Raw genomic sequence first — 15,662 nt, forward strand, 5'->3', positions numbered from 1 at the left:
TGTTATTAATCTGTGAGTGTTCTTTCGAACACTAGCGATTATTTCTTTTTGAATTCAAGCTTATTTAAAACTCTTATTCACTCGGTTTTGCTTGGTAAAATCATAAATTTTACTTACTTATCTAGTTTTCAATGTACAAATAATGGGGCCTAAGTGGACTCGAACCACCGACCTCACGCTTATCAGGCGTGCGCTCTAACCAGCTGAGCTATAGGCCCATTTCGATTTTTGAATACTCCAATGAGCATTCAAAACTGAATACAATATGTCAATGTTATTCCTTGTTCATCTTCTAAAGAAGATGTTCCGAATATATCCTTAGAAAGGAGGTGATCCAGCCGCACCTTCCGATACGGCTACCTTGTTACGACTTCACCCCAATCATTTGTCCCACCTTCGACGGCTAGCTCCATAAATGGTTACTCCACCGGCTTCGGGTGTTACAGACTCTCGTGGTGTGACGGGCGGTGTGTACAAGACCCGGGAACGTATTCACCGTAGCATGCTGATCTACGATTACTAGCGATTCCAGCTTCATGTAGTCGAGTTGCAGACTACAATCCGAACTGAGAACAACTTTATGGGATTTGCATGACCTCGCGGTTTAGCTGCCCTTTGTATTGTCCATTGTAGCACGTGTGTAGCCCAAATCATAAGGGGCATGATGATTTGACGTCATCCCCACCTTCCTCCGGTTTGTCACCGGCAGTCAACTTAGAGTGCCCAACTTAATGCTGGCAACTAAGCTTAAGGGTTGCGCTCGTTGCGGGACTTAACCCAACATCTCACGACACGAGCTGACGACAACCATGCACCACCTGTCACTTTGTCCCCCGAAGGGGAAGACTCTATCTCTAGAGTTGTCAAAGGATGTCAAGATTTGGTAAGGTTCTTCGCGTTGCTTCGAATTAAACCACATGCTCCACCGCTTGTGCGGGTCCCCGTCAATTCCTTTGAGTTTCAACCTTGCGGTCGTACTCCCCAGGCGGAGTGCTTAATGCGTTAGCTGCAGCACTAAGGGGCGGAAACCCCCTAACACTTAGCACTCATCGTTTACGGCGTGGACTACCAGGGTATCTAATCCTGTTTGATCCCCACGCTTTCGCACATCAGCGTCAGTTACAGACCAGAAAGTCGCCTTCGCCACTGGTGTTCCTCCATATCTCTGCGCATTTCACCGCTACACATGGAATTCCACTTTCCTCTTCTGCACTCAAGTTTCCCAGTTTCCAATGACCCTCCACGGTTGAGCCGTGGGCTTTCACATCAGACTTAAGAAACCGCCTACGCGCGCTTTACGCCCAATAATTCCGGATAACGCTTGCCACCTACGTATTACCGCGGCTGCTGGCACGTAGTTAGCCGTGGCTTTCTGATTAGGTACCGTCAAGACGTGCACAGTTACTTACACATTTGTTCTTCCCTAATAACAGAGTTTTACGATCCGAAGACCTTCATCACTCACGCGGCGTTGCTCCGTCAGGCTTTCGCCCATTGCGGAAGATTCCCTACTGCTGCCTCCCGTAGGAGTCTGGACCGTGTCTCAGTTCCAGTGTGGCCGATCACCCTCTCAGGTCGGCTACGTATCGTTGCCTTGGTAAGCCATTACCCCACCAACTAGCTAATACGGCGCGGGTCCATCTATAAGTGATAGCAAAACCATCTTTCACTTTAGAACCATGCGGTTCTAAATATTATCCAGCATTAGCCCCGGTTTCCCGGAGTTATTCCAGTCTTATAGGTAGGTTACCCACGTGTTACTCACCCGTCCGCCGCTAACGTCAAAGGAGCAAGCTCCTTATCTGTTCGCTCGACTTGCATGTATTAGGCACGCCGCCAGCGTTCATCCTGAGCCAGGATCAAACTCTCCATAAAAAATTATGATGTTTGATTAGCTCATAAAATACTAATTTGTGTTATCAATAACACGTTGTTTTTGAATCAACATTTAATGTTGAATTCGGAATTAACGTTGACATATTGCAATTCAGTTTTCAATGTTCATTGTTTCGTTTGTTTCAATCACAAGAATTAATTCTACAGATTTTAACTTAGAAAGTCAATCACTTTTTAAAATTAATTTTAATGATGTTTATTCCATAAAAAAACGACCCAAAGGTCAAAATGGAATTGCCTGGCAACGTCCTACTCTTGCGGAACGTAAGTCCGACTACCATCGGCGCTAAGGAGCTTAACTTCTGTGTTCGGCATGGGAACAGGTGTGACCTCCTTGCTATAGTCACCAGACAAGTTGATGTATAAATCATTATACATTCAAAACTAGATAGTAAGTAAATTTTAGTTCTACAAACAAAACATTTAAATTTGATTAAGTCTTCGATCGATTAGTATTCGTCAGCTCCACATATCGCTATGCTTCCACCTCGAACCTATTAACCTCATCATCTTTGAGGGATCTTATAACCGAAGTTGGGAAATCTCATCTTGAGGGGGGCTTCATGCTTAGATGCTTTCAGCACTTATCCCGTCCATACATAGCTACCCAGCGATGCCGTTGGCACGACAACTGGTACACCAGAGGTATGTCCATCCCGGTCCTCTCGTACTAAGGACAGCTCCTCTCAAATTTCCTACGCCCACGACGGATAGGGACCGAACTGTCTCACGACGTTCTGAACCCAGCTCGCGTACCGCTTTAATGGGCGAACAGCCCAACCCTTGGGACCGACTACAGCCCCAGGATGCGATGAGCCGACATCGAGGTGCCAAACCTCCCCGTCGATGTGAACTCTTGGGGGAGATAAGCCTGTTATCCCCGGGGTAGCTTTTATCCGTTGAGCGATGGCCCTTCCATGCGGAACCACCGGATCACTAAGTCCGTCTTTCGACCCTGCTCGACTTGTAAGTCTCGCAGTCAAGCTTCCTTGTGCCTTTACACTCTATGAATGATTTCCAACCATTCTGAGGAAACCTTTGAGCGCCTCCGTTACTCTTTAGGAGGCGACCGCCCCAGTCAAACTGTCCATCTGACACTGTCTCCCACCATGATAAATGGTGCGGGTTAGAAATCCAATACAGCGAGGGTAGTATCCCACCAGCGCCTCCACGTAAGCTAGCGCTCACATATCTAAGGCTCCTACCTATCCTGTACAAGCTGTACCGAATTTCAATATCAGACTACAGTAAAGCTCCACGGGGTCTTTCCGTCCTGTCGCGGGTAACCTGCATCTTCACAGGTACTATGATTTCACCGAGTCTCTCGTTGAGACAGTGCCCAAATCGTTACGCCTTTCGTGCGGGTCGGAACTTACCCGACAAGGAATTTCGCTACCTTAGGACCGTTATAGTTACGGCCGCCGTTTACTGGGGCTTCGATTCGTAGCTTCGCAGAAGCTAACCACTCCTCTTAACCTTCCAGCACCGGGCAGGCGTCAGCCCCTATACATCACCTTACGGTTTAGCAGAGACCTGTGTTTTTGATAAACAGTCGCTTGGGCCTATTCACTGCGGCTCTCCTGGGCGTTAACCCTAAAGAGCACCCCTTCTCCCGAAGTTACGGGGTCATTTTGCCGAGTTCCTTAACGAGAGTTCGCTCGCTCACCTTAGAATTCTCATCTTGACTACCTGTGTCGGTTTGCGGTACGGGCACCATAAATCTAGCTAGAGGCTTTTCTCGGCAGTGTGAAATCAACGACTCGAGGAAACAATTTCCTCTCCCCATCACAGCTTGACCTTAAGAGTGCCGGATTTGCCTAACACTCAGTCTTACTGCTTGGACGTACAATCCAATCGTACGCTTCGCCTATCCTACTGCGTCCCCCCATCGCTTAAAACGAATTATGGTGGTACAGGAATATCAACCTGTTATCCATCGCCTACGCCTATCGGCCTCAGCTTAGGACCCGACTAACCCAGAGCGGACGAGCCTTCCTCTGGAAACCTTAGTCAATCGGTGGACGGGATTCTCACCCGTCTTTCGCTACTCACACCGGCATTCTCACTTCTAAGCGCTCCACATGTCCTTGCGATCATGCTTCAACGCCCTTAGAACGCTCTCCTACCATTGTCCTACGGACAATCCACAGCTTCGGTAATATGTTTAGCCCCGGTACATTTTCGGCGCAGTGTCACTCGACTAGTGAGCTATTACGCACTCTTTAAATGATGGCTGCTTCTAAGCCAACATACTAGTTGTCTGGGCAACGCCACATCCTTTTCCACTTAACATATATTTTGGGACCTTAGCTGGTGGTCTGGGCTGTTTCCCTTTCGAGCACGGACCTTATCACCCGCGTTCTGACTCCCAAGTTAAATTGATTGGCATTCGGAGTTTGTCTGAATTCGGTAACCCGAGAAGGGCCCCTCGTCCAAACAGTGCTCTACCTCCAATAATCATCACTTGAGGCTAGCCCTAAAGCTATTTCGGAGAGAACCAGCTATCTCCAGGTTCGATTGGAATTTCTCCGCTACCCTCAACTCATCCGCTCACTTTTCAACGTAAGTCGGTTCGGTCCTCCATTCAGTGTTACCTGAACTTCAACCTGGTCAAGGGTAGATCACCTGGTTTCGGGTCTACGACCAAATACTCAACGCCCTATTCAGACTCGCTTTCGCTACGGCTCCACATTCACTGCTTAACCTTGCATCAAATCGTAACTCGCCGGTTCATTCTACAAAAGGCACGCCATCACCCATTAACGGGCTCTGACTACTTGTAAGCACACGGTTTCAAGTTCTATTTCACTCCCCTTCCGGGGTACTTTTCACCTTTCCCTCACGGTACTGGTTCACTATCGGTCACTAGAGAGTATTTAGCCTTGGGAGATGGTCCTCCCGGATTCCGACGGAATTTCTCGTGTTCCGTCGTACTCAGGATCCACTCAAGAGAGAACAGATTTTCGACTACAGGATTATTACCTTCTTTGATTCATCTTTCCAGATGATTCGTCTAATCTATTCCTTTGTAACTCCGTATAGAGTGTCCTACAACCCCAACAAGCAAGCTCGTTGGTTTGGGCTATTCCCGTTTCGCTCGCCGCTACTCAGGGAATCGAATTTTCTTTCTCTTCCTGCGGGTACTAAGATGTTTCAGTTCTCCGCGTCTACCTTCGATACGCTATGTATTTACGCATCGATAATACGACATAACTCGTATTGGGTTCCCCCATTCGGAAATCTTTGGATCACAGCTTACTTACAGCTCCCCAAAGCATATCGTCGTTAGTAACGTCCTTCATCGGCTTCTAGTGCCAAGGCATTCACCGTGCGCCCTTAATAACTTAATCTATTTGCTTTCCAACTCGACAACCGTCGGTTGAAAACCCAAAATGTTATTAATCTGTGAGTGTTCTTTCGAACACTAGCGATTATTTCTTTTTGAATTCAAGCTTATTTAAAACTCTTATTCACTCGGTTTTGCTTGGTAAAATCATAAATTTTACTTACTTATCTAGTTTTCAATGTACAAATAATAAAAGAATACTCCAATGAGCATTCAAAACTGAATACAATATGTCAATGTTATTCCTTGTTCATCTTCTAAAGAAGATGTTCCGAATATATCCTTAGAAAGGAGGTGATCCAGCCGCACCTTCCGATACGGCTACCTTGTTACGACTTCACCCCAATCATTTGTCCCACCTTCGACGGCTAGCTCCATAAATGGTTACTCCACCGGCTTCGGGTGTTACAGACTCTCGTGGTGTGACGGGCGGTGTGTACAAGACCCGGGAACGTATTCACCGTAGCATGCTGATCTACGATTACTAGCGATTCCAGCTTCATGTAGTCGAGTTGCAGACTACAATCCGAACTGAGAACAACTTTATGGGATTTGCATGACCTCGCGGTTTAGCTGCCCTTTGTATTGTCCATTGTAGCACGTGTGTAGCCCAAATCATAAGGGGCATGATGATTTGACGTCATCCCCACCTTCCTCCGGTTTGTCACCGGCAGTCAACTTAGAGTGCCCAACTTAATGCTGGCAACTAAGCTTAAGGGTTGCGCTCGTTGCGGGACTTAACCCAACATCTCACGACACGAGCTGACGACAACCATGCACCACCTGTCACTTTGTCCCCCGAAGGGGAAGACTCTATCTCTAGAGTTGTCAAAGGATGTCAAGATTTGGTAAGGTTCTTCGCGTTGCTTCGAATTAAACCACATGCTCCACCGCTTGTGCGGGTCCCCGTCAATTCCTTTGAGTTTCAACCTTGCGGTCGTACTCCCCAGGCGGAGTGCTTAATGCGTTAGCTGCAGCACTAAGGGGCGGAAACCCCCTAACACTTAGCACTCATCGTTTACGGCGTGGACTACCAGGGTATCTAATCCTGTTTGATCCCCACGCTTTCGCACATCAGCGTCAGTTACAGACCAGAAAGTCGCCTTCGCCACTGGTGTTCCTCCATATCTCTGCGCATTTCACCGCTACACATGGAATTCCACTTTCCTCTTCTGCACTCAAGTTTCCCAGTTTCCAATGACCCTCCACGGTTGAGCCGTGGGCTTTCACATCAGACTTAAGAAACCGCCTACGCGCGCTTTACGCCCAATAATTCCGGATAACGCTTGCCACCTACGTATTACCGCGGCTGCTGGCACGTAGTTAGCCGTGGCTTTCTGATTAGGTACCGTCAAGACGTGCACAGTTACTTACACATTTGTTCTTCCCTAATAACAGAGTTTTACGATCCGAAGACCTTCATCACTCACGCGGCGTTGCTCCGTCAGGCTTTCGCCCATTGCGGAAGATTCCCTACTGCTGCCTCCCGTAGGAGTCTGGACCGTGTCTCAGTTCCAGTGTGGCCGATCACCCTCTCAGGTCGGCTACGTATCGTTGCCTTGGTAAGCCATTACCCCACCAACTAGCTAATACGGCGCGGGTCCATCTATAAGTGATAGCAAAACCATCTTTCACTTTAGAACCATGCGGTTCTAAATATTATCCAGCATTAGCCCCGGTTTCCCGGAGTTATTCCAGTCTTATAGGTAGGTTACCCACGTGTTACTCACCCGTCCGCCGCTAACGTCAAAGGAGCAAGCTCCTTATCTGTTCGCTCGACTTGCATGTATTAGGCACGCCGCCAGCGTTCATCCTGAGCCAGGATCAAACTCTCCATAAAAAATTATGATGTTTGATTAGCTCATAAAATACTAATTTGTGTTATCAATAACACGTTGTTTTTGAATCAACATTTAATGTTGAATTCGGAATTAACGTTGACATATTGCAATTCAGTTTTCAATGTTCATTGTTTCGTTTGTTTCAATCACAAGAATTAATTCTACAGATTTTAACTTAGAAAGTCAATCACTTTTTAAAATTAATTTTCAACTTGTCTTTAAGTTGTTGTTTTGTGTTTGTCGTTTTGTTTCGTCCGACAAGTAAATACTATACACGCTTAATGCACTTTAAACAACAGTAAAATTTACACTTTCCCTCCCAGTCACAAGGAAGTTCACAAAAATAAACATACTTTCAATAGCAAATGATATATATCGTTCGTTATAATATACTTTTTGTCGTTTCATTTATTAAAACAATCAGTTTTAAATTCTATAAACCAAACTTTACTCTTTTTTACGTTTTTTTAATTTTCTTTTTAAAAAAATAAAACCACTTTAAAAAAGCGGTTTTACTTTACTCTAAATATACAGTTAATTTTTGTTACATCTCTGTTCTGCCCATAATCGCTTTAGATAATGTTACTTCATCAGCGTACTCTAAATCCCCACCGACAGAAAGTCCTTGGGCTAACCTAGTTACAGTAATACCTATCGGTTTAACTAATCTCGATATATACATCGCAGTTGATTCACCTTCTAAGTTAGGATTCATCGCTAAAATTAATTCTTTTACTTCATCATTTTTCAAGCGATTGATCAAACTTGGAATATTGATATCTTCTGGTCCTATACCATCCATTGGAGATATCGAACCATGTAAGACATGATATAGACCTTTATATTCACGCATTTTTTCCATAGCGATAACATCTTTATCATCTTCTACTACACAAATAATGGAACGATCGCGCTGTTTATCTTGACAGATATAACATGGATCTTGTTCTGTTATGTGGCCACATTCATTACAATAGGTAAGTTCTCGTTTTACATCCACTAAGGCTTTAGCAAATTGTACGACATCGTCTTCTTTCATATCTAATACATGAAACGCCAGACGTTGAGCTGTCTTGGGCCCAATGCCTGGCAGTTTCATGAAACTGTCGATAAGTTTGGATATTGGTTCTGGATAATGCATACTATCACATACCAGGAATATTTAAGCCTTGTGTATGCTTACCTAAACGTTCTTGTGTAAGTTCATCAGCTTTGTTCATCGCTTCATTTGTAGCAGCGATCACTAAATCTTGTAACATTTCGATATCGTCTGGATCAACTGCTTCTTCTTTAATTTCTACATCAAGCACTTCTTTGTGGCCAGATACCGTTACAGTCACCATACCGCCACCTGCTGTACCTTGTACTTTCTCTTCTTTTAACTTTTCTTGCTCTTCACCCATTTTCTTTTGCATTTTTTGCATTTGTTTCATCATTTGTTGCATATTTCCGCCACCGCGCATATGTTTATCCTCCTTAAAACTTCAATCTCTCTGATTGTAATTAATCTTTTGTTTCATTATACATGCCTTTTAATTCATTGTCATGTCTTACTCTTCATCTATGACGTTCACTGTGTTTTCACCGAATAGGTCTTTAGCTTTTTGGACTACGTCGGCTTCCTCATCTGACTGGGTTGTGGTTGAAGCATTATGTTCTTCGCTCGTACCCTGTTTACGATTCTGAAGGTATTCCGTTCTCACTCTCATCCATTGGTCAGCAGGCACACCGACGACTTTCACTGTTTTCTCAATGATATTACAAACAACATTTTCTATATTCTCACGCTTTTCATCATCTTTATTTACAATTTCACAATGTATTTCTTCCTCGAATTTAATCAACACATGTGTTTCACTTGCTGCTACTGGTTCTGAACTTTGAAGTAAGCTAACTAATGACTTCATATCATTACTTTTAGCATGATCTATAACTTCTTGCCAATGATCTTTTAGTTGTTTGATATCTTCTTTATTTGCTTTATCTAGCACTTTCGCAATTTGTTGCATTGAAAAAGCATTCTTCGATTGAGTCCCTTTGCTAGCTGTTCTTTTAGATTGCGATTTAACATTATTAACTGATACACCTTGGTTTTTTAATGTTTTCAGCTCATTTTCTAGTTGTTCCATACGTTGTAATAATACTTCGTTATTAGGTTCACTAGCCACACTTGTAGTAGCAATAGTTTGAACATTTTCCGATTTATCTTTAATCATCTCAGCTAATTTCACTAATAGGACTTCAAAATGCACACTTTGATTCACACTAAATCTAATTGAAACAAGTGTATCATTAATAACATCAATCATTTTGTAAAGTGTGTCTAAATCAAAATGCATCAACGCATCGTGTTCAGTTTCTATGTTAGATGTCTTATTCATAATTGTATCTCTCACAAAATAAATCATGTCATTAATAAGACGGTTTACTTCTTTACCTTGTGAGATAAATTGATGATAGGTTGAGAAGGCGCTTTTTACATCTCCTTCAACTACCTCTTTAAGTAAGTCATTTAGTGCGCTCGCATCCACACTTCCTGTTACATTCAAAGCATCTTGCAATGTAAGGTGTTCATCACCAAAAGCAATAGCTTGGTCCATGATACTTAGCGCATCCCGCATACCGCCTTCAGAAGCTTTAGCAATAAAATCTAATGCTGATACATCATATTCTATTGTTTGGGAATCTGCTACAAATTTTAATCGTTCTACAATTTCATCATGGCTAATTGCTTTAAAATCAAATCTTTGCGCTCTTGATATGATTGTCGGAGGTATTTTATGTGGTTCAGTCGTCGCAAGTATAAATATTGCATGAGCTGGTGGTTCTTCCAATGTTTTAAGTAAAGCGTTGAAGGCCCCTGTGGTTAACATATGAACTTCATCAATAATATATACTTTAAATTTCGATTCGCTAGGTGCATATTTTACCTTGTCTCTAATATTTCTTATTTCATCAACACCATTGTTACTAGCGGCATCTATTTCAATCACGTCTGAATTCGTTCCACGTGTAATCCCCGTACAAATAGCACATTCATTACAAGGTTCGCCATCCGTATGTTCAAGGCAATTAATCGCTTTAGCGAACACTTTTGCAATACTTGTTTTACCTGTACCTCTTGGCCCACTAAAAATGTACGCATGTGATTGTTTACCTTTTGAAATTGCATTACGCAATGTCTTAGTTACATGTTCCTGACCTACTACATCTTCAAAGCTTTGCGGCCGAAACATTCTATATAAAGCTTGATAATTCACTTTCGCACCTCCAATAGCATTCAATAACTATTATATCATTGTGTTTTACACTTTGAATATTAATTAAATGATTCTGGGTAAACTACATCGCCATTAGGCCGTTCTACAAGTTGATCCCATAGGAATTTAACCATAAAATGCTCTGAAGGCACGCCAAACGGGCTAGCAATATCGTATTTACTTGCTTCTTCATAACCTAGTTTCCCATAATAATTAGGATCCCCCAGTACAATAATAGTAGTATATTCTTGTGCCTTAGCACGTTCTTCTACAGCTTGCACAAGCGCTTTACCGATTCCCTTGTTTTGGTATTCTGGCAATACAGTTAAAGGCGCTAAAGCTAAAGCTGTATAACGCGTTTCATCATTTATGATTTTTATTTCTGAGAGCATTACATGGCCAATTACATCACCGTCGTCTGTTTTCGCGACAACTTCCAATTCATAATTATATTCAGCTGACTCCCTGATTTTCAGAACTAAATCTTGCTCATCGTGGTTGGAGGCTGCGACATTTCTAAAAGCAGTTTTTATTTCGTCTAAACTTGTATCATAATCATTTTCAGTTAAAGTACTTAAATAAATTTGCATGAGCACTACCCCGTAAATTACTGAATTTAATCTTCGACAGCACACTTTCAAATTAGGTTTCAGCTAATTCCAATTATACACATCAAAGGATTATTATTATTTTAATATAAAAAAAGAGTGACTGCTATCAAAAGATAAGTCACTCCTTATTTATTAGTTAATTGAATTAATTTAAAATTTAAAACCGGCACCTTCGCTTCGACTACGTATCATAAACGTTACCAAAGTCGACAGCTAAATCTCGGCAACCCTACGGCACATACGATAATCCACTTAATGCTGCTTCCGTCAGGACCTGACATGATTCATGGGTTCATATTGCATAGGACCGAAATCTTCAAACACTACGTGCTTTGGGCAGACTTCACAAAAACGTAGCCTTAGCGAAGGAATTCAGTCTCGCGTAAAGCGGATTTCGAGTACAGGGAACCGCTACCTCCCCACCTAGCACGGCAAGATATATCATACTATAATGTGTCGGCTGATTGCAAGTCATACCATCCATTAATTTTAACTTATTTTATTAATGTATATCATAGCCTTACCATTGATCATAAAATTTTATGACGTCTAGAAAAATCATTGAACTTAAATTCAGTTGCTAAATGTTTAGAAATATTATATTGGAATTTCGATGTATCCTTTAAATGCACAATACCTCTCACTGTGGCGGTATACGGGGGTGTTACATCTCCAAATACTTCGTATTCTAAATTTCCAAATGATTCAAAAGTAATCGATTTATTTGAGTAGCTAATTTCTAATTTCAGTATTTGCTCTATATAGTGATATAGCGAATCTTTAGCGATATCTAAAGTGATATCAGGCACAATGTCTTTCACTAAATAATCTTCATCGATAATTTTCACACGGTTATCAAGTTTTCTTGTCCGGATAATATGCCATAATTTTGTACTCGAGCGAAGATTCAATGCTTTTTTTACCTCTGGAAAATCACTAGCAGATACACTTTCCAGTAACCGAACATCTGTCTCGTGGCTTAGCCCTAACCCACGTTGCACTTCTCTAAAACTTGTTAGATTAGCAAACGGAAACTCTGTGACACCTTGATAAATAACAACAGAACCTTTGCCTCTTATTTTCTGAATCATACCGTCTCTAACGAGTAAATTCAATGCTTTGCGAACTGTTTCACGAGAGGCACTATAATCTATTACCAATTCATTTTCAGAGGGCAATTGAGCACCATATGGCAATTTTGATTCTATGATGTCAGCGCGTAAATTTTCATATATCGAAATAAATTTTTTCTTTGTCATGTGATATCACTCACTGCCTTTTAATCTAAATTATTGTGCGACCACTATCGCACCAAAGCCTTCTATCAATCCATTGACAATAGAACCGTTTTGTAAAACGATTTCTCCTTCAACATCTAAACCCTCAGGTATCGCAACTTTGTTTTTTGAAAAATTAGCGATGATTAACCAAGTTTCATTTTTATAATGGCGTTTATAAACAAACAATTTATCATGTGTCATATAAAGCGGTTCAATATCGCCATAAGTGATAATATCGTGTTCATGTCGTAATTGAATTAATTTTCTGTAAGTTTGTAAAATAGATTGGTCATCTTCGATAGCCGCTTCAACATTAATATTTTCATAATTGTCTGGGATATCTATCCATGGTGTGCCAGAAGTAAAGCCAGCATTTTCACCACTTGTCCATTGTACAGGTGTTCTTGAATTATCACGGGACTTTTGTCCTAAAATCGTTAATATTTCATCTTCTGCGTAGCCTTCATTTTTCAATCTTTTATAAGCATTGAGCGTTTCTATATCTCGATACTGATCTATACTATCGAAATGAGGGTCTGTCATACCAATCTCTTCACCCTGATAAATATATGGCGTGCCTTGTAACATGTGCAACGTTATAGCAAGCATTTTCGCACTACTTTTGCGTAACGCTTCCGTCGAATCATCTCCAAACCTTGTTACAACACGAGGTTGGTCATGGTTACACCAAAAAATCGCATTCCATCCGCCACCATTATAGATTCCTGTCTGCCACTCCATCAATATATTTTTTAATTGATGGAAATCTAACTTCGCGTTGGTCCATTTTTCTCCATCTATATAATCCACTTTTAAATGATGAAAGTTAAACACACTACTTAATTCTTGTCGTTCAGGATTTGAATATTTAATACAATTATCAATTGTGGTTGAAGACATTTCTCCAACTGTCATCATATCTTTATCACCGAATGTTTGTCGATTCATTTCATGCAAGTATTCATGTACACGTGGTCCATCCGTGTAAAATTCTTTACCGATTTTTGATGAGTTTTTAAACTCACCCTTAGAAATAACATTGATAACATCGAATCTAAAACCATCCACGCCAAAATCAATCCAATAATTAATCACTTTATAAAGCGCTCGGCGTACTTCTGGGTTATCCCAATTCAAATCTGCCTGTGTTACATCATATAAATGCAAGTAATATTCATCTGTCTTCTCATCATATTCCCAAGCATTACCACCAAATTTAGATTCCCAATTGGTAGGCGGTTGATTATCTGCTGACCTTCTAAAGAAGTAATAATCTCTATAAGGATTTTCTTTGCCGGAATAAGCTTGTTTAAACCATTCATGTTCTGTAGAAGTATGATTAATAACAATATCCATCATTACTTTCAAATCACGTTTATGTGATTCAGCTATCAAAGTTTCTAAATCATCAATCGTACCGAACTGTTCGTTTATTTTATAATAATTGCTAATATCGTAACCATTATCATTCATAGGTGATTCATAAACGGGCGTTAACCAAATATAATCTACACCTAGATATTGTAGATAATCTAATTTTTCAATTATACCACGTAGATCGCCTTCACCATTACCAGTAGTGTCATTGAATGACTTGGGATAAATTTGATAAACTACCGACTTTCTCCAATCATTTACAACCACATAATTACCACCTTTTCTTAATATATTTTTAAAATCAATAGACGAGACAGCAATCTGTGTTTCTTTAAAGATTTTATTGCCTCGCCTTGATAAAAAGACAAGCACTAACGTAAATTATTAAGTTTGTGCAAGAATTACCCGCCTTCTTAAGAACGGCATAAGCCAACACTTACAAATAAGTAAAGTTAATTTAATAAATCAAGAAGCCGCTCTATAAAACGATGTTATAAACTCATTTTCATTTCAGCCTTCTACTACAAAGATCATTGATGATTATCGATGCATAGCGTCTTAGTTACCCTTAACGATATAGTTTCTTTATTCTTCCACCATTTCTTTCGCTTCTTCTTTACTAAATTTAGAGAACACGACTGTTAGAATTGCTGGCACAACCATAGCAATAATCGTACAAATACCATACACAAGCCAATAATTGCTTTGAATTGAAATAATGGCTGGCACACCACCTACACCTACTTTACCCAAAACACCGCTTGCACCTATGATGGCGCCTATCACGCTGGAAGTTAAAATTGCTGCTACAAACGGATATTTCAACGGTAAGTTGACACCGAATAATGCTGGCTCAGTAACACCTAAGAAACCTGAAACGCCAGAAGTCATTGCAAGACCTTGTTCTTTGGCCATTTTTCGTTTTTTGTAAACATACCAAGCACCAAACGCTGCTGACCCCTGACAAATGTTAGAGATTGCTAAGATTGGCCATAAATATGTGCCTTCAAGGCTGCTTCCCATCAATTGGAAATCAACTGCCAAGAACATATGGTGCAATCCAGTAATCACTAACGGTGCATAGAACAAGCCATATATTACACCGCCTAACCAACCTACATGTTCAAAGACAAATGTTACTCCGTTCGTGATACCTGTTCCTAACCATAATGCAATTGGCCCAATAACGATAAATGCTAAGAAGCCAGTAATTAATAAGGCCACAGGCCCAACAACTAACATTTTAATTGAATCATGCACATATTTATTTAAGAATTTCTCAATTTGCGCTAATACATAAGACGCTAATAAAATTGGTAATACTTGGCCTTGGTAATTCAATTGTTTAATTTCTAAACCAAAAATATGCCAAGCCGGAATATCACCCTTACCAATATCATATTGTGAAGCCAACTGTGGGTTCATTAAAATTAACCCTAATACTAAACCAAGTATTTGGCTACCACCAAATACGCGCATACTACTCCAACCAATTAATGCCGGCAAGAAGATAAAAGCAGTATTCGCAATAACATTAATAATATCCGCAATATCACCTAATTGTGGATATTGTGCAACGAGTGGTTGTTTCCCAAATAAATCTTCCATCGTTAACACATTATAAATCCCTAGTAACAAACCAGCTGTTACAATAGCTGGCAAGATTGGAATAAAGATATCTCCCAATAACTTAATCAATCTTTGAATTGGATTACCCTTTTTGGCAGCTGCAGCTTTCGCGTCATCTTTCGAGGACGCTTCAGCCCCAGTTTCTTCAATAAACTGCTTGTAAACTTCATCTACTGTGCCTGGTCCAATAACAATTTGATATTGATTGTCTGCTTTAAATTGACCCTTAACCAAATCGTTATTATTCAAACGATCTTTGTCAACTTTATCATCATCTTTTAAAACAAGTCGTAAACGCGTTACACAGTGTGTTGCTGTGTCCAAGTTTTCTTTGCCTCCAATAGCTTCGACGATATCTTGAACATCTTTCTTTTTAACAGCCATGATGATTCACTCCCTTAATTTTTCTATGTTATCCAGAT

The 15,662-nt window shown here is 40.8% G+C and carries 7 protein-coding genes, 1 tRNA gene, 4 rRNA genes and 1 other RNA gene; all 13 read right to left on the reverse strand.

Annotated elements, in window-relative coordinates; translation table 11 throughout:
- Positions 1-144: 144 nt before the first annotated feature.
- Positions 145-218: transfer RNA gene (locus BJG89_RS12900), tRNA-Ile, on the reverse strand.
- Between the two features lie 104 nt (positions 219-322).
- Positions 323-1,875 (reverse strand): 16S ribosomal RNA (locus BJG89_RS12905).
- 257 nt (positions 1,876-2,132) lie between these two features.
- A 5S ribosomal RNA gene (rrf, locus tag BJG89_RS12910) occupies positions 2,133-2,247 on the reverse strand.
- Between the two features lie 78 nt (positions 2,248-2,325).
- Positions 2,326-5,246 (reverse strand): 23S ribosomal RNA (locus tag BJG89_RS12915).
- 283 nt (positions 5,247-5,529) lie between these two features.
- Positions 5,530-7,082 (reverse strand): 16S ribosomal RNA (locus tag BJG89_RS12920).
- The 16S, 23S and 5S rRNA genes sit together here with 1 tRNA gene alongside, the layout of an rRNA operon.
- 545 nt (positions 7,083-7,627) lie before the next feature.
- Positions 7,628-8,224: a recombination mediator RecR gene (gene recR / locus BJG89_RS12925; protein WP_096810976.1), complete on the reverse strand. Its 597-nt coding sequence runs from the start codon at positions 8,222-8,224 to the stop codon at positions 7,628-7,630.
- Positions 8,225-8,228: 4 nt separating this feature from the next.
- Positions 8,229-8,546 carry a YbaB/EbfC family nucleoid-associated protein gene (locus BJG89_RS12930; protein WP_002484224.1) on the reverse strand — a complete coding sequence of 106 codons (318 nt, stop codon included), beginning with the start codon at positions 8,544-8,546 and terminating at the stop codon, positions 8,229-8,231.
- An 87-nt stretch (positions 8,547-8,633) separates the two neighbouring features.
- Positions 8,634-10,343, reverse strand: coding sequence for a DNA polymerase III subunit gamma/tau (gene dnaX, locus BJG89_RS12935; RefSeq protein WP_096810977.1), 1,710 nt, complete (start codon positions 10,341-10,343; stop codon positions 8,634-8,636).
- 59 nt (positions 10,344-10,402) lie between these two features.
- Entirely contained in the window at positions 10,403-10,933 is a 531-nt protein-coding gene (locus BJG89_RS12940) for a GNAT family N-acetyltransferase (RefSeq protein ID WP_096810978.1), read from the reverse strand.
- Between the two features lie 184 nt (positions 10,934-11,117).
- Positions 11,118-11,386: signal recognition particle sRNA large type (gene ffs, locus BJG89_RS12945), an RNA gene on the reverse strand.
- Positions 11,387-11,484: 98 nt separating this feature from the next.
- Positions 11,485-12,213 carry a trehalose operon repressor gene (treR, locus tag BJG89_RS12950; protein WP_096810979.1) on the reverse strand — a complete coding sequence of 243 codons (729 nt, stop codon included), beginning with the start codon at positions 12,211-12,213 and terminating at the stop codon, positions 11,485-11,487.
- A 30-nt stretch (positions 12,214-12,243) separates the two neighbouring features.
- Complete coding sequence (gene treC / locus BJG89_RS12955) at positions 12,244-13,878, reverse strand: alpha,alpha-phosphotrehalase (protein WP_096810980.1); 1,635 nt, start codon at positions 13,876-13,878, stop codon at positions 12,244-12,246.
- A gap of 318 nt (positions 13,879-14,196) precedes the next feature.
- A complete protein-coding gene (treP, locus tag BJG89_RS12960; protein ID WP_096810981.1) occupies positions 14,197-15,624 on the reverse strand; it encodes a PTS system trehalose-specific EIIBC component in 1,428 nt (475 codons plus the stop codon).
- Positions 15,625-15,662 lie beyond the last annotated feature (38 nt).

Source organism: Staphylococcus nepalensis, assembly GCF_002442935.1.
GTDB lineage: Bacteria > Bacillota > Bacilli > Staphylococcales > Staphylococcaceae > Staphylococcus > Staphylococcus nepalensis.